The sequence below is a fragment of the Aeromonas sp. 11P genome (assembly GCF_051920165.1).
GTDB lineage: Bacteria > Pseudomonadota > Gammaproteobacteria > Enterobacterales > Aeromonadaceae > Aeromonas > Aeromonas veronii.
Genome location: NZ_JBQBDJ010000004.1, coordinates 1386150 through 1404334 on the forward strand (window position 1 = coordinate 1386150; position 18185 = coordinate 1404334).

The 18185-nt window shown below is 45.4% G+C and carries 14 protein-coding genes; all 14 read right to left on the bottom strand.

All coding sequences use genetic code 11. From position 1 onward, the window contains the following. Positions 1 to 789, bottom strand: a complete 789-nt coding sequence (locus ACTG1P_RS06355) for a sugar phosphate isomerase/epimerase family protein (RefSeq protein ID WP_440000799.1) — start codon at positions 787 to 789, stop codon at positions 1 to 3. 3 nt (positions 790 to 792) lie between these two features. Further along, positions 793 to 1734, bottom strand: coding sequence for an aldo/keto reductase (locus ACTG1P_RS06360; RefSeq protein WP_440000800.1), 942 nt, complete (start codon positions 1732 to 1734; stop codon positions 793 to 795). Position 1735: 1 nt separating this feature from the next. Beyond that, entirely contained in the window at positions 1736 to 2704 is a 969-nt protein-coding gene (locus tag ACTG1P_RS06365; RefSeq protein ID WP_440000801.1) for a glycosyltransferase family 2 protein, read from the bottom strand. Between the two features lie 7 nt (positions 2705 to 2711). Further along, positions 2712 to 3722: a glycosyltransferase gene (locus ACTG1P_RS06370; RefSeq protein ID WP_440000802.1), complete on the bottom strand. Its 1011-nt coding sequence runs from the start codon at positions 3720 to 3722 to the stop codon at positions 2712 to 2714. 12 nt (positions 3723 to 3734) lie between these two features. Continuing rightward, complete coding sequence (locus tag ACTG1P_RS06375; RefSeq protein ID WP_440000803.1) at positions 3735 to 4850, bottom strand: FAD-dependent oxidoreductase; 1116 nt, start codon at positions 4848 to 4850, stop codon at positions 3735 to 3737. A gap of 34 nt (positions 4851 to 4884) precedes the next feature. Continuing rightward, the gene (locus tag ACTG1P_RS06380) at positions 4885 to 7113 is read right to left on the bottom strand and encodes a glycosyltransferase (RefSeq protein ID WP_440000804.1); all 2229 of its coding nucleotides are present in this window, start codon (positions 7111 to 7113) and stop codon (positions 4885 to 4887) included. An 8-nt stretch (positions 7114 to 7121) separates the two neighbouring features. Continuing rightward, positions 7122 to 8639 (bottom strand): GT99 family glycosyltransferase N-terminal domain-containing protein, encoded by a 1518-nt coding sequence (locus ACTG1P_RS06385; RefSeq protein WP_440000805.1) that lies wholly within the window; start codon positions 8637 to 8639, stop codon positions 7122 to 7124. A 17-nt stretch (positions 8640 to 8656) separates the two neighbouring features. Continuing rightward, positions 8657 to 9973: an ABC transporter ATP-binding protein gene (locus ACTG1P_RS06390; protein ID WP_440000806.1), complete on the bottom strand. Its 1317-nt coding sequence runs from the start codon at positions 9971 to 9973 to the stop codon at positions 8657 to 8659. Continuing rightward, a complete protein-coding gene (locus ACTG1P_RS06395) occupies positions 9963 to 10781 on the bottom strand; it encodes an ABC transporter permease (RefSeq protein ID WP_440000807.1) in 819 nt (272 codons plus the stop codon). The genes ACTG1P_RS06390 and ACTG1P_RS06395 overlap by 11 nt, the downstream gene beginning before the upstream one ends. Positions 10782 to 10872: 91 nt before the next feature. Then, the gene (gene rfbC / locus ACTG1P_RS06400; RefSeq protein WP_440000808.1) at positions 10873 to 11418 is read right to left on the bottom strand and encodes a dTDP-4-dehydrorhamnose 3,5-epimerase; all 546 of its coding nucleotides are present in this window, start codon (positions 11416 to 11418) and stop codon (positions 10873 to 10875) included. A 59-nt stretch (positions 11419 to 11477) separates the two neighbouring features. Beyond that, positions 11478 to 12356 (bottom strand): glucose-1-phosphate thymidylyltransferase RfbA, encoded by an 879-nt coding sequence (gene rfbA, locus ACTG1P_RS06405; RefSeq protein ID WP_440000809.1) that lies wholly within the window; start codon positions 12354 to 12356, stop codon positions 11478 to 11480. Positions 12357 to 12468: 112 nt separating this feature from the next. Continuing rightward, positions 12469 to 13356 carry a dTDP-4-dehydrorhamnose reductase gene (gene rfbD / locus ACTG1P_RS06410; RefSeq protein ID WP_227340934.1) on the bottom strand — a complete coding sequence of 296 codons (888 nt, stop codon included), beginning with the start codon at positions 13354 to 13356 and terminating at the stop codon, positions 12469 to 12471. Continuing rightward, positions 13356 to 14441, bottom strand: a complete 1086-nt coding sequence (gene rfbB, locus ACTG1P_RS06415) for a dTDP-glucose 4,6-dehydratase (protein ID WP_440000810.1) — start codon at positions 14439 to 14441, stop codon at positions 13356 to 13358. Before rfbB ends, rfbD begins: the two co-directional genes overlap by 1 nt. A 578-nt stretch (positions 14442 to 15019) precedes the next feature. Continuing rightward, positions 15020 to 18169 carry an efflux RND transporter permease subunit gene (locus ACTG1P_RS06420; protein ID WP_440000811.1) on the bottom strand — a complete coding sequence of 1050 codons (3150 nt, stop codon included), beginning with the start codon at positions 18167 to 18169 and terminating at the stop codon, positions 15020 to 15022. Positions 18170 to 18185 lie beyond the last annotated feature (16 nt).

Consider the following 18185-nt stretch of genomic DNA (forward strand, 5'->3'; position numbering starts at 1 on the left):
TTAAAAAACCTCGCGCATATATTTTATCGAATCAATCAAGTCAGGAAATGAACATTTTCTCATTTCCAATGAAATATAGCCTTGATAATCCACATCTAATAACATATCTGATATATTTTTATGTTCTTCACGCCTGATAATTAGTTCTAAAAAAGGCTCACTAATATGTATATGACTCACAACATCTAATATCATTCGGATATCATCTAATTTCTCTTTGTTATAAATAAATGCGCCAATATCAAGATTTAACCTTAGAGAAGATAAGTTAACCTCTCTAACTAAAGATGCGGCATCGGCATTAGTATTAACAAAATTTGTTCCATAAATCACTGGATTTGCCTCGAGGCCAATTACGACACCATTATTTTTGGCGTATTCAGCAAATGCAATAATCAGCTCTATACCCTTAACAAGGCTATTTTCAGAAATAACATTTCTATTTTTGGGACACCCGAATACAATATGAGGACAATGAATATATTTGGCAAAATCAATCGCTTTACACATGTATGCATATATTGATTGGCGCTCATCTTCATTACCAAATATGTTTTCAGTTCTCCCGAACCAGATAGACTGCATTGATGCAAGATGCAGCCCCCATCGATTTTTTATATTCTCAGCCTTATTCCTACAGTAAGCGCTATTATCAGCATCGTAAGGATTTTCAGGAACCCATCTTGTTGGTGCGATTTCTAAACCATGAAAACCAAGTTCATTCAGAACTTCATAAACATTTTCATCATCACCTTCTTCCCAAGCGATATTTGATGCACATAGTTTCACACACTATTCCTTAATTGAATCGATAGCTTCCCAAAAATCATCCGAAAAAACAACATGAATTGATTCAACATTCTCTATTAACTGTGCGCTATTACTAGCGCCCAATACAGGGAGGACTCCATTTCTTATCGCCCATTGAATAGCAGCTTGACTTCCTTTAACGTTAAAATCTGAGCATACTTGACAAAAATGATCTACTCGAGATTTTGTTTGTTCATAAATTTTTGCTGTTTTGTCATAACCAATTTTAGAACTTTTTGCTATACGGGACCCTTCTGGAATCGCTGAATTAAAATACTTTCCAGTTAACAACCCTTGTGCAATAGGCGAAAACCCCAGCATTCCAACACCGTTATTTAAGCAGAACTCCTTTATCCCATTGTTATCAGCTTTATTTATTGCATATGAATAGATAAATTGATCTAATATTGGTTTTTCAAGGCCAAATTTATCACATACTTCATGGCATTCAATAAGAGCATGCAATGGCCACTCAGATGTCGCCCAATAAAGCACCTGACCAGAGTCGATTAACTGATTGAATGTCCTAACGATTTCCTCCATCGGAACAGATGGGTCATATCTATGAGCATAATAGATATCAACATAATCTAAATTCATCGTTTCAAGAGACTGTTTAAAACTCCATTTAATATGCTTTCGTGATAGCCCTTTATGATAAATACTACTACCTATGGGCCATGACCCCTTTGTCGCAATAACAAATTCCTCTCTAGGGTACTTCCTAAGTACTTTACCTAACAGAAACTCTGCATTCCCATAATTATTAGATGTATCAAAAGAACGAATACCTAATTCCCATGCTACAGATAGCATCTCCTCTGCATATTTTTCAGAGTCATTCTCAGTACCAATAGTTAAAGCACTTCCAAATGTAATATCTGAAAGGTTGAGACCTGAACGACCAATTCTACTAAACTTCATTTTAGTCTCCCCTCTTAAAATCGCAATCAAACAAATCCTGACTGTATATTATTGATGTTGGTCTATTTTTTACTTCTATGAAAATCTGACCAATATATTCAGATATAATAGCCATTGCAGCAAACAAAAATGAGAATAGTAACCCGATGCCCCCTCCCAATATAAAGAACGGCAAGAATTTTTCATCGAAAAAAAATGAACCTATTACTGAAATCAAAAAAATCAAGAACGAAAAAACTGAGAATATATATATCTTTCTCAACGGTTCAATCGATATCCCTGTAATACTATCTAGTGCGTACCTAATCATTGAACTTAAATTATATTTAGTTTCCCCTGAAAATCTTTTATCTCTTTCATATTCAACAATATCAACTTTCATTCCTAAAAAAGGAACTAAAACTCTAAAAACACGATTTTTTTCACTTAATGAAAGATATATATTTAAAGCATTTCTGGATAATAGGCGAAAGTTGGCTGCAGATCGCTCCAGCTTCAATTTACCAGATAAGTTATCCATAAGTTTATAAAAAAATGAGGCAGTTAGTTTTTTAAAAAAACTATCATTTGGCCTTCCGCTTCTACTACCGACGACAATATCGGCACCATTTTCCCATTTTTTAATCATTTCTAGAATAACTGATGGCGGGTCTTGCAAATCGGCATCCATAGTAATAACAGCATCACCCTTTGCAACACGCAGACCGGCATCAATTGCGCCTTCTAAACCAAAATTTCTTGATAATTTAACAAGTGTTATTATGTTAGGATTTTCTTTTTTTATTTCTGATGCTCTCAGGAGGGTATCATCACTAGACCCATCATCGACTAATATTAATTCCAAAGCATATTTCTTAGTAATTTTTTTAAACGTTGAAATGACCTCTTGGCAATATCTATCGACCACAGCCCCCTCATTAAACAATGGCCCAATTACTGAGATTATCTTTTTATCAACATCTATATTCATATTAATCTTACCTATCTCGCCCAGTTTGAACTCTGTTATTATGTTGCTGTGTCGATATATCTAGAACATTAAACCTATCTTCATTGACCATCACAGAGCTATTTTTTTCAAAAACAACTGAGTAGTCTGCATGACCTTCCTTCTCATCGAGTAAACGACCAATATATTCACCAAAAAATGCTAGCATGATAAATTGAAACATAAATAGCATTGACATAAATAATATTGTGGTTGTCCACCCTTCTACCACATGGCCGTTAATTAGATGGGCTAGTAAGCTATAAGTTGCAAATATGAATGCTGTAGAACTTCCAATCAATCCAAGTGATGACATCCATCTTAACGGCCTGGATGAATTAAAAACCAATAGATGAACCAACTGTCTAAGTCCATTTAAAAAGGTTTTCTTTTCATTATTATTAGCAGTAATTTCATATTTAAAGGCATATGAAGGGTATCCTGTTTTTTGTATTCTCAGGTAAAGTTGGTGATGATATTTCCCTGTCATTGTTACGGAATTTACAGCCCTTCGACTTAAACAACGTAATCCTGTAGAATTTGGCGGAAGGTGGTAATCAATTGCGTTTAGCAAGCGGCCAGCAAATTTTCTAAAAATTTTGTATGTTGATGTTTTAGATGTATCCGTTACACCCACAATGACATCATATCCAGACTTACATTTATCGACCATCTGTGAGATTACATCTATAGGATCCTGTACATGATCAAATAGTAAAACAAAATCACCTATAGCATTCTCTAAGCCTGCTGCCCATGCAACATCATTATCGACATTAGCGGATAGTTGGATATATCTAATACTTGGTAAGTGCTGAAGAACATTATCAAGCCATTTATTATCAACGGAATCAAGAATAGGCCCTTGAGCAATCACCAAGACCTCGTAGTCCGTATAACACTTGTCAAGCTCCTGCTGAATGCCATATATAGTCTGTAAAGTTGATTCACTTACATTACCAAGAACAGTAATTACAGAAACAAAAGTATCACTCTTCAATTTTACCCCCTTTCAATTTAATAATTTTAAAAATGATATTGCCTCAACAGCATCATACACATTGTCAATTTTTCCTCCCATGATGCAATGAAAGCCATTTATTTGATGATTAGCTCGGAAAAGGATTGGGCGGGAATCATCAGACTCACTTCTAGGCAGAATAGTCTTAACTTCCCATAATGAGCGCTCATACTTGCATTCATTTAGTATAGGCAAATATCGTGCTGCATCTTTTTGCATGTATTTCCATGCCGATGTTCTAGTAAAACGTTCAAATTTTTCATATGCATCATCACACCCATTATTACTTTTATCTTGCCATTCATAATGTGGAGTGTAGCGCACATGACTAAAAGAATGTAGCCCAGTAGATGGAAATGGCATAACAGAAAAAAATGGGCCACACATTACAGTTATTCCAATATTTTTTAGCTCATCAGGAACATCAACCAAACACATTTCTGTCATTTCATGCTTAAGCGGTATAATATCAACACTTGAATTATTTAGTATTGTATTTATTTGTGAATATGTACAGTTAAAGACATGATCAGCGATAAAGTCCTCACTTGTTGATGCCTCTATATTTGTTACTGAAACCAACAATCCCTTGTCAGTTTCAGTCACTTTATCAACCTTACACCCCAAATAGCACTGTACTTTAGCTGCACTGAGTCGATCCACCATTATATCTTTCAATCTTACCGCATCAAATGCATACTCTTTAACTGAAAAGCTTGCATCAATAAGATTTGGGTTTGTTAAATGCTGTATATGATAAGGGGCAGGTTCACAAGGCGCACCAATTTTATCGCAGAATTTTTGGAACTGCTTAGCAGATATCTTACCAAGTGGCTTACCAATTAAATAATATTTATCTAACTCTGATTGAATACAATCTTCAAATTCACTAACGAAGCGAGGAAATGCAATTCTTGACCTCAACGCGGTTAATATACTTCTGGGATAATGATAACCATTGTGCACACGAGCTTGATTATTATAGGAAGCCCGAGTCATAAACCCTTGCTCTCTTTCAATTAACTTGACACTATGACCATTTTTTGCGAAGTACTCGGCTAAATACATGCCAAAAAAACCACCACCTACAACTATTATACTACTCATTCACATACCTTTATATAAATAATAAGGAAAGGATTCAAATAAGCTCATGAATAGGTTTTCTTGAAAAGAAACGCTTTACTTTTCGCTGAATATGAAAAGGTATAATTTTTGATAACATTTTCCCCCCCCATGTATTCCTTAATAATAATATTTTAATAAGTATTTTTTCTTTAGCCGTCGGCTCCAAATTACCATGAACTTTGATTATTGAATCGAGTAAGTGCTGCATATCATTAAGTGTAATATTACTTTCGTTTGGTGTACTATTTCCAGCCAGCCTAATATATTCCGAAAAATAAAACTCTCTAGTACATTCACTGAAACCACCAAATGAAACACTTAACATTAAATCATCTGAAATTCTTGAAAGTTTGGATATTTGGCCTGCTAATAACAAACGCCAATATGTTACAAAATCATCAACATTATAATCCCAAGGGACAAGAAAACTAGATCGCCGCCCCATGATTCGCTCAGGGAATGAACCTATATTAGGGCATATTACTGGGAGACTATGTTTCAAGGCTATTGATAATGTATAGCTATAAGTTTCCGGCCAAATAGCTGGGAACCAAACGACATCTGGATTAATCTCATCGATCCAGCGGTCTTGATTATGTTGATTATATGCCCCATGAGTAATCACAGTATCCAAGGGACGATATGCATACCCAAGTAAATGAAATTCTATTTCCGGACATTTTTTTGCCACTTTTTCTAGAATATCGGCCCCTTTCTCTCGGCTAAGTGCGCCAAGAACAAGGACTCTTAAAGGTCGATTAACTGGAATATTAATTTTAATCGAATCTGCTCTAGTAGCCTCATTCAATTTAAATGAATCAGGATGGTAACATACTATAGCTTTACTTCTTACATAGTCGAACGTATCTGTAAATCTTTTTGCACAATCCTTGGAAGGAAATATTATACGCTTCGCGCCAATGAGCAATGGTTTAACACCGGCCCTCCACTCAATGGCTGTTGTTGGGATGGGGTAATTTTCGGAACAAATCCTATCTCTATCCGGCGAAAAATCACCGACAAAAACTCCATTAGAATCCGTTAATGTTGGATTACCATTGACCATATAATAATCATGAATTGTAATGTCATACTCTATACCTAGTTTCTCTGGCAATGACCATACAAATGGATGTATACCCATTGTGTGATGGAAATGGAAGTGATTAACACCCAATGCCCCCAAAAAAGAAACTAAAGCATCGCTTTGAGAAGCTATATTGAAGATGAATTTTTCAGATTTCGGTTCTCCAAATGCATCGAGTACTACCGTAACACTTTTCCCATTTTCGAATGGTTCTAATTTTACGAACAATGCTATATTTTTATAAAAGTCATGCAATTCATCAAGATGATGGCTTACTCCCCCTCCAAGCATATGCGTCACCACAACAATTTTAGGAATGTTGAGGCTGGAGATGATTTTTATCTTTGCTAATAGGCGAGATTTTTGTGCTGGATCATTAGCAATAAATTTATGTACATCTGAGTTATAGTTAGGATGTAATTCAGTCAGTAGTTCAAGAGCTTTCTCTTTCCGAGGGTCACCTTCAGCTTGAAAACTAACACCACCTTTATGATATGCAAAAACATTTAACTGATGATAATTAATCCAACCATTTTTTATTGCCCTTTGACACCAGTCATTTTCCTCTCCATAGCCTTTTCCAAACGTATCTTCGTCAAAATAACCAATAGCTTCAAGACAGTCACGACGAATATACATGCAAAATCCAACGCCTGTAGGTACTTCTACTAACTCGTTTTCAAGAGGTAGCGTAGAGAAAAGGCGATCTAATACATTCACATCCAGACCATAATACAGCTCATTATCCTGACAAAAATGAGGAAAACTACAGATTGTAGCATTATTAGAAAATGGAGTTAAACTAGCAACCCGTTCATGGCTATATGCTGCTTTTCGCATCCTATTAAGCCAGTCCAAATTAGAAACTTCTACATCGCTATTAAGTAGCAGTACATCCCTGTCTTTATTCAGGCTCATGCCAAAGTTTACTGTACCGACAAAGCCTTTATTAAACTCATTTTCATATAACTCGAAGCCCAATTGCCCAGCCTCTTGTCTGAGCCAATTCGTCAACTCTGGCTCTGGTGAGCTATCGTTAATGACTATAAGCTGAGCCCACTGTGGCATGTTTGATAGCAATGAGTATATACACTCTTTAGTTTCATCCAGACCACGATATACCGGTATAATAACATCAAGATTTCTTATTAACATAAACTCACTCATGATTTTAAAATAAAATGGTCAATGTAAAACCTTAAAATTCCATTGCTACATATTTTGTTTATAATCTCATTACACTCTTCGACTTCTTTTTCACGCAAACGTAACTCATCAAGGGTGTCTGAATGTTGTTTTGTAAGATTATTTAATTGCTCTGTTATCTGCTCAGCGATCTGAATTACGTGCCCATGTGCCTCACGTTCTTCAACCAGCCGTCTATTTACATCACTAAGTTCTTGTGAAAGTATGCTTACATGATCAGTGAGGGCTTGCAGTCTTTTATTATGCTCTGATCGGAATTGGTTACTTGCCCATACCTGAGCAAGCAGCTTAGTTTGAAGATCTTCGGAGTCGCTCTCTGTTGGTAAAGTCATATCATCATCTCGCATATAACAATCCAAATGATATTCAATGATCGCTTTCTCATCTGGTTCACCCAAACGAAAACGCAGATAATTGGGGGCTAGTTGACATGAGCGGGGAACTAAATAAGCAAAAAGATAAAATGCTAAGCGTCTGATTAAAGATGCTGAATGAGGTGACTCTGTTGCTAGATGACATAATGAACTGTCACCAAAGATAGTCACCGGAACCCCAAGGAATAGAGCCTCGAGTGCAACACTAGAATTTATGGTCATTAACTTTTTACAGCGAGAAACAAACTCTAGACTGGTTGCCGATTTGTCTATCGGCATACTACCTTCACGTAAAGTGAACAAGCTACCAGGATGAGGACGAATCAACAAATTTGATGTAGCTACTTGGCTACGAGCCGCCAGTATAATGGACTGGTTATCCATTCCATTACCAAATGCAACTAAATTAGAATCATCCTCAACCTGAAGTACTATTCCAATCTCAGACGTTTTTCCTGGCAAACGATGAATGAAACTAGGATCTTTCAAAAAAAACATAAGAAGATCAGCTAACTTTAGTCCATTTAGAGACCAACCTCTAAATTCACGTTCACGATACTCAACTTCAGAATTACCATTAACTCCCTGAAAATCTACGTATGCCGTGTCTCTGTATATATGGCCACGCAGAGGCCCTAATTCCTGATGAATTACAGGAATGCCAAGTCGTTGACATACAGCGGAAAGTGATGGGACATTTACAAATGTAATCACAGCCTCTATTTTATTTGGCGCTGAGCATAATATCGTATGAAGTTCTTCTTCATAGACATCATCACGTTCACATAAAAAATGACGAAAAACAGCTAGAGGGTTATGGTTATGAATACGTAACCAGTCGTCAAAGTATCCTTCATCTAGCCAAGCATAATGATGCTGTGAAGGCTGTGTATTTTTTGGTAATAAATAACCGAGCCTAGTTGCAGCATCATCGGTGCACTCCCAACGCTCTTCCCATTGCTCAATAGGGCGTACATAGTCACGCCCTGTAATGAACATACAAGATTCCGTAGCCCATTCACCCAGTAAGCGATAATAGCACCACAAATAAGGTGCTGGCACAGCTCTAAAAGGGTAAGGAGGTAAAAAGGCAGCAAGCATTTGTAATCCCGATAGGTTCAGGCTAGAACAGTAATTGGAGCATGAACAAAGCCGCCCAACTCTCTGGGAGACCAAAACTTGATCGCACGCATTGGTCGGCGCTGATCAAGTTCTTCACGCATACCTCCCTTGAAGGAAGCCAAGCCACAGTGCAATAAATAATCGCCACTATTGATTGGTAAAGTCACTTGATAAGTCACTATTTGGCGTCCGGGTTTCAAAGTGAGAGGATGACCGGCTGCGATATTGTTATCACCCCATATATCACTACCTTGAACACGACTCAATGACAGTCCGAGTACGGCCTCCTCAATAATCTCACTCGCCAAAAGCTCAAAGCGCAGCGTCAAGGTCTCCCCTGATTTAACAAGAGGTTCTTCATGAAAAGATGTACCGTCACCTTTCAAAATTGTCACGCTAGCTATAATAGCGAGGGCAGAGCCAAATCGTTTCTCACCTAAGGCTATATTGGCTTCATTTTTTTGCCTCTCAAGTAGAAGAGATTGTGATGGACACTCTCCATCATTTTCATTCTCTAGCAATGCAGATACCTCTGCTTGCTCTTCCGACAAAATCATTCCTTTCTCATACGCCATCACTGCAGCTAACACATCAGTTGTATCACCAATAAGGCGCCCCCTTTCCATAACCAGGCACCGATCGGCATACTCCAAGATACTGCCAGTTGAGTGGGTCACCATCAAAATGGTGACACCTTTCGCTTTCAGGGCTTCCATACGCTTGAAACACTTGTACTGGAAACCAATATCGCCAACTGCAAGCGCCTCATCGACGATTAAAATTTCAGGGTCTATACACGCCTGTACCGCAAATGCAAGACGTACGTACATGCCACTGGAATAGGTCTTGACCGGTTGCTCCATAAAATCGCCAATGTCGGCAAAACGAGCAATTTCATCAAACCTTGCATCAATATCCTCTTTACTCAACCCCAATACACTGGCATTGAGATAGACATTATCACGCCCACTGAATTCCGGATTAAATCCAGCCCCCAGCTCAAGCAAGGCGGCAATGCGCCCATTGACGTTGACTTCACCATGAGACGGATTAAGGGTGCCGCAAATCAGCTGGAGCAGCGTGGATTTCCCGGCCCCGTTATGCCCGATAATCCCAACAGTCTCACCCTTTTTAATCGTGAAATCAATTTCCCTGAGCGCCCAAAACTCGCGAAAATATTGTCTGGCAGCACCACTAAACAAGCGGGATAAGCGAGGAATGACAAACTGCTTTAGTCGGTCAACTGGTTGCTCATAAACCTGATAACACTTGCTCAAACCACGTACTTCAATCGCGACTTTGTCAGAGCACATCGGCAAACCCCTTACGCGTTTTCTGGAACAAGGCAAATCCGGCATACATTACCACCGTACCGGCAATCAATGTCATGCCGTATGACTCCCAAGAAGGCAATTTTCCCCAATAGAGCACATCCCGCACCTGTGCTATCACCGGGGTTAGTGGATTGATGTTCAACCAATGGCGATACTCTTCCGGCAACGCTTCAACAGGGTAGAATATCGGTGATAGGAACATTAATATTGTACTGATTACGCCCACCAATTGTGAAAGATCACGTAAGTAGACCCCCATCGCAGCAAGTGCCCATGAGACGCCCATGACTAACAAGGCAAGCGGTAAAATCACAACAGGGAAAAGCAACGCGGTAACAGGCGGAATACCAAAGGCAATAGTATAAAAAGCGATCCACACCAGAAAACTGATCACTAGATTTATCATGGCACTACCCAATGCAACCCAAGGCAAGATATCAAGTGGAAATACAACTTTTTTGACGTAGTTGACATTCTCCAGAATCAAACGTGGCGCTCGATTAAAGCACTCTGAAAATAGATTAAATACCATTAAGCCTGCAAACAATACCAGAGCGAATTCGCTACGCGAATCACTACCACCACTCCAGCGAGCCTTAAACACCACACTAAAAATAAAAGTGTAAACAGCCAACATAAAAAGTGGTGTAAATAGAGCCCACAAATTTCCAAACAGTGAGCCTCGATATCTAGCCGCAACTTCTCGACGGACTAGAGTAATAATTAAATGACGGCTGTTATAAAAAGACAACATACGAATTGGTGATATACTGCTATCTCGATTCATAAACAACCTTGAAAAAAATAATGAAGTAACACCTTACGAACACACATAAAAACATTATAACTCATCCAGTTTATAGAATGATGATGGAAAACTAAAGGAAATATTCCGCATCCGAAAACATAGCCGCCTTCTCATCCTTTTTTGATAAGATCGTCTTATCTGATGGCCAATGAACACTTAAGTTTTCGTCATTCCACAATATGCTCCGGTCACTTTGCGGATGATAATAGTTTGTCGTTTTATATAAAAACTCAGCTGTCTCACTTATAGTGAAAAAACCATGCGCAAACCCTTCCGGGATCCACAACTGTCGCTTGTTTTCACCTGACAAGTGAACCCCAACCCACTGGCCGAAGGTCGGTGAGCTTTTTCGGATATCTACCGCTACATCAAATACTTCACCCGCAACACAGCGCACAAGCTTGCCTTGTGCATGAGGTGGCAGTTGATAGTGCAAACCACGCAATACCCCTTTCGACGACTTGGAGTGATTATCCTGCACAAAGTTAACCGGATATCCTACCGCCTCTTCAAACAACTTGTGGTTGAAACTCTCAAAGAAAAAACCACGCTCATCACCAAATACTTTTGGCTCAAAAATAAGCACGTCAGGAATTGCTGTCTTGATTACATTCATCTGTCTATCCACATTAAATTCAATCTTTATAGGGGGAGCATATACCCCCCCATATCACATCAGGCTTTTGCAACCATTTTTAACAAATATTGGCCATAGGCATTCTTTGCCAACGGCAGAGCAAGTTCACGAACCTGCTCTGCAGTAATGAATTTCTGGCGATAGGCAATCTCTTCCGGACACGCCACTTTCAACCCCTGGCGCGTCTCGATGGTCTGAATAAAGTTGCTCGCTTCTATCATGCTTTCATGGGTACCGGTATCCAGCCAGGCATAACCACGGCCCATCATGGCCACTGACAGATTGCCTTGCTCCAGGTAGATACGGTTCACATCGGTAATTTCCAGCTCACCACGGGGCGACGGCTTCAGGCTCTTGGCAATCTCCACAACGCTGTTGTCGTAGAAATAGAGGCCGGTCACCGCATAGTTGCTCTTGGGCTCCAGTGGCTTCTCCTCCAGAGAGATAGCGGTACCCTCTTTATCAAATTCAACCACCCCATAACGCTCGGGGTCATGCACATGGTAGGCAAAGACGGTTGCGCCACTCTCTTTGGCCGCTGCGGCTTCCAGCTGCTTCTGCAGGTCATGGCCGTAGAAGATGTTGTCGCCGAGCACCAGCGCACAGGGGTCTGACCCGATAAACTCTTCACCCAGAATAAAGGCCTGGGCCAACCCGTCCGGACTTGGTTGAACCTTGTATTGCAAATTCAGACCCCACTGGCTGCCATCACCCAGCAATTGCTCAAAGCGGGGAGTATCTTGCGGCGTGCTGATGATCAAAATATCGCGAATCCCAGCCAGCATCAGGGTGCTGAGCGGATAGTAGATCATCGGCTTGTCATAGATGGGCAGCAGCTGCTTGCTCACCGCCATGGTCACCGGATAGAGACGGGTGCCAGAGCCACCGGCCAGAATAATGCCTTTACGTTTGGTCATGATGCTTGTTTCTTATTGTTAAATTGCAAAAGAAAAGGGTGGCTTGTGGCCACGCCTTTCTGTTGTATCCCTGCCAGCCAGGGAGGCAGTCACTACATCCCTGACCAGTGATTTACTTGCCGAGGATTTCGGTCAACATCCGCTCCACACCGACTGTCCACTCCGGCAGCACCAGATCGAAGGTGCGCTGGAATTTGCCGGTATCAAGGCGGGAGTTATGGGGGCGCTTGGCCGGTGTCGGAAAGGCGCTGGTCGGCACTGCATTGAGTTGTGTCACCGCCAGTTCAACGCCAGCCTCTCTGGCTTTGGCAAACACCAGCTGGGCGTAGTCAAACCAGGTGGTGGTACCGGAGGCAATCAGATGGTACAGCCCGGCGACCTCGGGTTTGCGCTGCGCCACGCGAAGAGCATGGGCAGTGCAATCGGCCAGCAACTCGGCGCCTGTCGGAGCACCAAACTGGTCATTGATAACCGACATCTCGCTACGCTCTTTGCCAAAGCGCAGCATGGTCTTGGCAAAGTTGGCGCCGCGGGCGGCGTAAACCCAGCTGGTGCGGAAGATCAGGTGACGGGAACAAAGCGCGGCCCCTTGCTCACCCGCAAGCTTGGTTTCGCCATAGACGTTGAGCGGGGCGGTTGCATCAGTTTCCACCCAGGGGCGCTCACCGCTGCCATCAAACACATAGTCGGTGGAGTAATGCACCAACCAGGCACCCAATGCTTCCGCTTCTTTGGCTATCGCTGCCACGCTGGTCGCGTTGAGCAGCTCGGCAAACTCCCGCTCGCTTTCGGCCTTGTCGACTGCGGTGTGGGCTGCGGCGTTGACAATCACGTCCGGCTTGACCAGACGTACCGTGTCGGCCACCCCTGCCGGGTTGCTGAAATCACCGCAATAGTCAGTGGAGTCAAAATCAACGGCAGTGATGCGCCCGAGCGGCGCCAGTGCGCGTTGCAACTCCCAGCCTACCTGGCCGTTTTTGCCAAACAGCAGAATATGCATCAGGTACGCTCCCCGTAATTCTGTTCAATCCAAGACTGGTAGGCACCGCTCTTGACGTTACTCACCCACTGCTGGTTATCCAGATACCACTGCACAGTTTTGCGAATACCCGATTCAAAGGTCTCTTGCGGTTGCCAAGCAAGCTCGGCGCTCATCTTGCTGGCATCGATGGCATAACGGCGATCGTGGCCAGGGCGATCCGCCACATAGGTGATTTGATCGCGATAAGAGCCCGCTTTGGGCACCATCTCGTCCAGCAGATCGCAGATGGTGTGTACCACCTCCAGATTCTGCTTCTCGTTATGACCGCCGATGTTGTAGGTCTCACCCACCAAGCCCGTGGTCACCACCTTGTAGAGCGCACGCGCGTGATCTTCCACATAGAGCCAGTCACGGATCTGGTCGCCCTTGCCATAGACAGGTAACGGCTTGCCATCCAGCGCGTTGAGGATCACCAGCGGGATCAGCTTCTCGGGGAAGTGGTACGGGCCGTAGTTGTTGGAGCAGTTGGTGACGATGGTGGGCAGACCGTAAGTACGGCGCCAGGCGCGCACCAGATGGTCGCTGGAAGCCTTGGAGGCAGAATAGGGGCTGCTGGGGGCGTAAGGAGTAGTTTCGGTAAAGAGCGGCAATGGTTCACCGGCAGCCACTTCATCCGGATGAGGCAGATCACCATATACCTCGTCTGTGGAAATATGGTGGAAGCGGAAGGCCGCCTTGCGTACCTCGTCCAGACCGTTCCAGTAAGCGCGAGCCGCTTCCAGCAACATATAGGTGCCGACGATATTGGTCTCGATAAAGTCAGCCGGGCCAGTGATGGAGCGGTCAACATGACTCTCGGCGGCCAGATGCATCACGGCATCCGGCTGGTGCAGAGCAAAGACCCGATCCAGCTCGGCGCGATTGCAAATATCTACTTGTTCGAAGGCATAACGCTCGCTTGTCGATACATCGGCCAGGGATTCCAGATTGCCAGCATAGGTGAGTTTATCGAGATTGATAACGGAATCTTGGGTATCACGGATAATATGGCGCACAACGGCAGAGCCGATGAAGCCTGCGCCACCGGTAACGAGGATTTTCATAGATAGGTTATCTCTTGCGAAGAGTTGATATGTGATAGGTGCGGACTGAAATGGAGTAAAACGCTGAAGAACTAAAACAATGCTTGAAACTCGATCAACATCCGAGACTTGATATTTTTAAACGCAATATTTGCACCGATGACAGACAAACATCATAGCTACCGCCCCTGAGTTACAGCCCCCAGCTTGCTGCTTTTTACCATATTGCTCACGCCTTTGGTCATCATACCTCCAGCATCGTTATGTCTTGGCAGCGTTGATCGCAACCTTTCTCACGGACATGCCGCGAATTGGCACACTGCACCAGCCCGATTTTATAGGGAATTCTATCCCGTTTTTCCCAAGGATGAACAGTTGAAAGTAATTTGTGATGGGTGCAACTTGAGGCTCATCACAACATCAAGAGCGCGAAACGCCTACTCATACCTCGCTTTCTCTATTACAACCACGCAATTTTTGCTTACATTTTTCACAAAAAACAGGGCAACCCATGGGGTTGCCCTGTTTGATTTTCAGCCAGACCAAAGCTGACTGGCGATTTATTGGACTCTGTTCAAATTAGCTCAACCTGCATGCCATCAGTCACCTTTTGACTCAACTGCTGCAGCCATGCGCGCCTCTTTACTCTTGTGGCTAGTGAAGTAGCGCATCACCAACACGAAGAAGAGCGGCACGAAGAAGATGGCTAGCACGGTGGCGCTGATCATCCCCCCCATCACGCCGGTACCGATGGCGTTACGGCTGCTGGCACCTGCGCCAGAGCTGATTACCAGCGGCAGCACCCCGAGGATAAAGGCGAGCGAGGTCATCAGGATCGGACGCAGACGCAGACGTGCCGCCTCCACCACGGCCTCACCCAAGCCCATCCCCTTGTCGTACAGCTCTTTGGCAAATTCCACGATCAGAATCGCGTTCTTCGCCGACAAGCCGATGGTGGTGAGCAAGCCCACCTGGAAGTAGACATCGTTCTCCAACCCGCGCAGGGTGGCAGCCACAATGGCCCCCAGTACCCCGAGCGGCACCACCAGCATCACCGAGAACGGAATGCTCCAGCTCTCGTAGAGGGCCGCCAGACAGAGGAACACCACCAACAAGGAGATGGCGTAGAGCGCAGGTGCCTGTGAACCGGCCTGCCGCTCCTGGAAGGAGAGCCCGGTCCACTCGATGCCCACCCCTTCCGGCAGCTGTTTCACCATCTGTTCGATGGCGGCCATCGCATCACCGGTACTCTTGCCGGGCGCCGCCTCACCGACGATCTCCATCGCCGGTACGCCGTTGTAACGCTCCAGACGCGGTGAGCCGAAGCTCCACTCGGTGCTGGCAAAGGCGGAGAAGGGCACCATCTGACCGGCACTGTTGCGCACATACCAGAGTTTCAGATCTTCCGGGTTCATCCGGAAGGGGGCATCCGCCTGCATGTAGACCTTCTTGTTCCGGCCACGGTCGACGAAGTCATTGACGTAGGACGAACCCCAAGCGGTAGCCAGGGTGTTGTTGATATCTGCGATGGAGAGCCCCTGTGCCAGCGCCTTCTCGTAGTCGATCTTGATATCGAGCTGGGGGGTGTCTTCCATCCCGTTCGGGCGCACCCGCACCAAGGTGGGATCCTGCGCCGCCATGCCGAGCAGCTGATTACGCGCCGCCATCAGCTTGTCGTGACCGATACCGCCGCGATCCTGCAGGAAGAAGTCAAAACCGGTCGCCGTCCCCAGCTCCGGGATCGGAGGCAGGTTAAAGGCGAACACTTGCGCCTCCTTGATGCTGAAGAGATAGCCCATGGCGCGGCCGATGATGGCATTGGCGCTGCGATCCGGGCTCTTGCGCTCGCTCCAGTCCTTGAGCTTGATAAAGGCCATACCCGCGTTCTGGCCACTACCGGCGAAGCTGAAGCCGGATACTGTCAGTACTGAGTCGACATTGTCCTTCTCGTTTTTCAGGAAGTAGTCGCGCATGTCCGCCAGCACCACCTCGGTGCGCTGCTTGGTCGCCCCCACCGGCAGTTGCACCATGGACATGATGACCCCCTGATCCTCTTCCGGCAGGAAGGAGGTGGGCATCCGCATAAAGAGCACTGCCAGTACCGCCAGCATGGCACCGTAGATCAGGCTGTAGCGCACGCCCTGCTTGATCACCTTGCGCACGCCGCTCTGATAGCGATTGGTACCGGCATCAAAGGCGCGGTTGAACCAACCAAAGAAGCCACGCTTGGCCCCAAACTCACCATGTTTCATCGGCTTGAGCAGGGTGGCACAGAGCGCCGGTGTCAGGATCAACGCCACCAGCACCGACAGCACCATGGCCGAGACGATGGTCAGCGAGAACTGGCGATAGATGGCGCCGGTCGAGCCACCAAAGAAGGCCATCGGCACGAACACGGCGGAGAGCACCAACGCGATCCCCACCAGCGCACCGGTGATCTGGGTCATCGACTTGCGGGTGGCTTCCAGCGGGGAGAGATCCTCCTCGCTCATCAGCCGCTCCACGTTCTCCACCACCACGATGGCGTCATCCACCAGCAGGCCGATGGCCAGCACCATACCGAACATGGTGAGGGTGTTGATGGAGAAGCCGAACGCCGCCATCACCCCGAAGGTACCGAGAAGCACCACAGGCACCGCAATGGTCGGGATCAGAGTGGCGCGGAAGTTCTGCAGGAACAGATACATGACGCAGAACACCAGGAAGATCGCCTCGATCAGGGTCTGCACCACCTCCTCGATGGAGATCTTCACAAACGGCGTGGTGTCGTAGGGGTAGACGATCTTCATGTTGGCCGGGAAGTAGTCCGACAGCTCATTGAGCTTGGCACGCACCTTCTCGGCGGTATCCAGTGCGTTGGCGCCGGTCGCCAGCTTGATGGCGACCGCGGCGGTAGACTGGCCGTTGTAGAGCGCATCGGCGTCATAGCTTTCGCCTGCCAGCTCGACCCGGGCCACATCTTTCAGTCGTACCTTGGAGCCATCCAGATTCACCCGCAGCAGGATGTCGTTGAACTGCTCCACGGTAGATAGACGGGTCTGCCCCATGATGGTGGCGGTGAACTGCTGATCTTCCACCGACGGGGTGCCACCCAGCTTGCCGAACGCCACCTGGGCGTTTTGCGCCTTGATGGCCGCCTGCACATCCCCCGGGGTCATCTGCACCCGGTTGAGTTTGTTGGGATCGAGCCACACCCGCATCGAGTACTGGCTGCCGAACAGGGTGATATCCCCTACCCCGTCCAGACGACTCAGGGGCTCCTTGATGTTGGAGACCACATAGTCCGCCAGATCGTCGTTGTTCATCGAGCCATCGCTGGAGATGAAGGCCGCGACCATCAGGAAGCTGCTGGAGGTCTTCTGTACCCTGATCCCCTGCTGCTGAACTTCTTGCGGCAGCAGCGACATGGCTTGCTGCAGCTTGTTCTGCACCTGCACCTGGGCGATATCGGGATCGGTCCCCGGCTGGAAGGTAAGGGTCACCGACACCCGCCCCGCGGAGTCAGACTGGGAGGACATGTAGAGCAGGTGATCCAGCCCGGTCATGTTCTGTTCGATGATCTGGGTCACCGAGTCTTCCACCGTTTTGGCGGATGCGCCCGGATAGCTGGCAGAAATACCGACAGCGGGCGGCGCAATGCTCGGATACTGGGCGACCGGCAATTTGATGATGGCCAGGCTACCCGCCAGCATGATCACCAGCGCGATCACCCAGGCAAAAATGGGTCTGTCTATAAAAAATCGAGCCATGAGGCGACTACTCCAT

Coding starts and splice junctions, on each gene's coding strand:
- rfbD (WP_227340934.1), bottom strand. CDS start 13,356: ATGCATATTCTGCTGTTTGGCAAAAACGGCCAGGTAGGCTGGGAGTTG.
- ACTG1P_RS06360 (WP_440000800.1), bottom strand. CDS start 1,734: ATGAAGTTTAGTAGAATTGGTCGTTCAGGTCTCAACCTTTCAGATATT.
- rfbC (WP_440000808.1), bottom strand. CDS start 11,418: ATGAATGTAATCAAGACAGCAATTCCTGACGTGCTTATTTTTGAGCCA.
- ACTG1P_RS06390 (WP_440000806.1), bottom strand. CDS start 9,973: ATGTGCTCTGACAAAGTCGCGATTGAAGTACGTGGTTTGAGCAAGTGT.
- ACTG1P_RS06365 (WP_440000801.1), bottom strand. CDS start 2,704: ATGAATATAGATGTTGATAAAAAGATAATCTCAGTAATTGGGCCATTG.
- ACTG1P_RS06395 (WP_440000807.1), bottom strand. CDS start 10,781: ATGAATCGAGATAGCAGTATATCACCAATTCGTATGTTGTCTTTTTAT.
- ACTG1P_RS06380 (WP_440000804.1), bottom strand. CDS start 7,113: ATGTTAATAAGAAATCTTGATGTTATTATACCGGTATATCGTGGTCTG.
- ACTG1P_RS06385 (WP_440000805.1), bottom strand. CDS start 8,639: ATGCTTGCTGCCTTTTTACCTCCTTACCCTTTTAGAGCTGTGCCAGCA.
- ACTG1P_RS06420 (WP_440000811.1), bottom strand. CDS start 18,169: ATGGCTCGATTTTTTATAGACAGACCCATTTTTGCCTGGGTGATCGCG.
- rfbA (WP_440000809.1), bottom strand. CDS start 12,356: ATGACCAAACGTAAAGGCATTATTCTGGCCGGTGGCTCTGGCACCCGT.
- rfbB (WP_440000810.1), bottom strand. CDS start 14,441: ATGAAAATCCTCGTTACCGGTGGCGCAGGCTTCATCGGCTCTGCCGTT.
- ACTG1P_RS06375 (WP_440000803.1), bottom strand. CDS start 4,850: ATGAGTAGTATAATAGTTGTAGGTGGTGGTTTTTTTGGCATGTATTTA.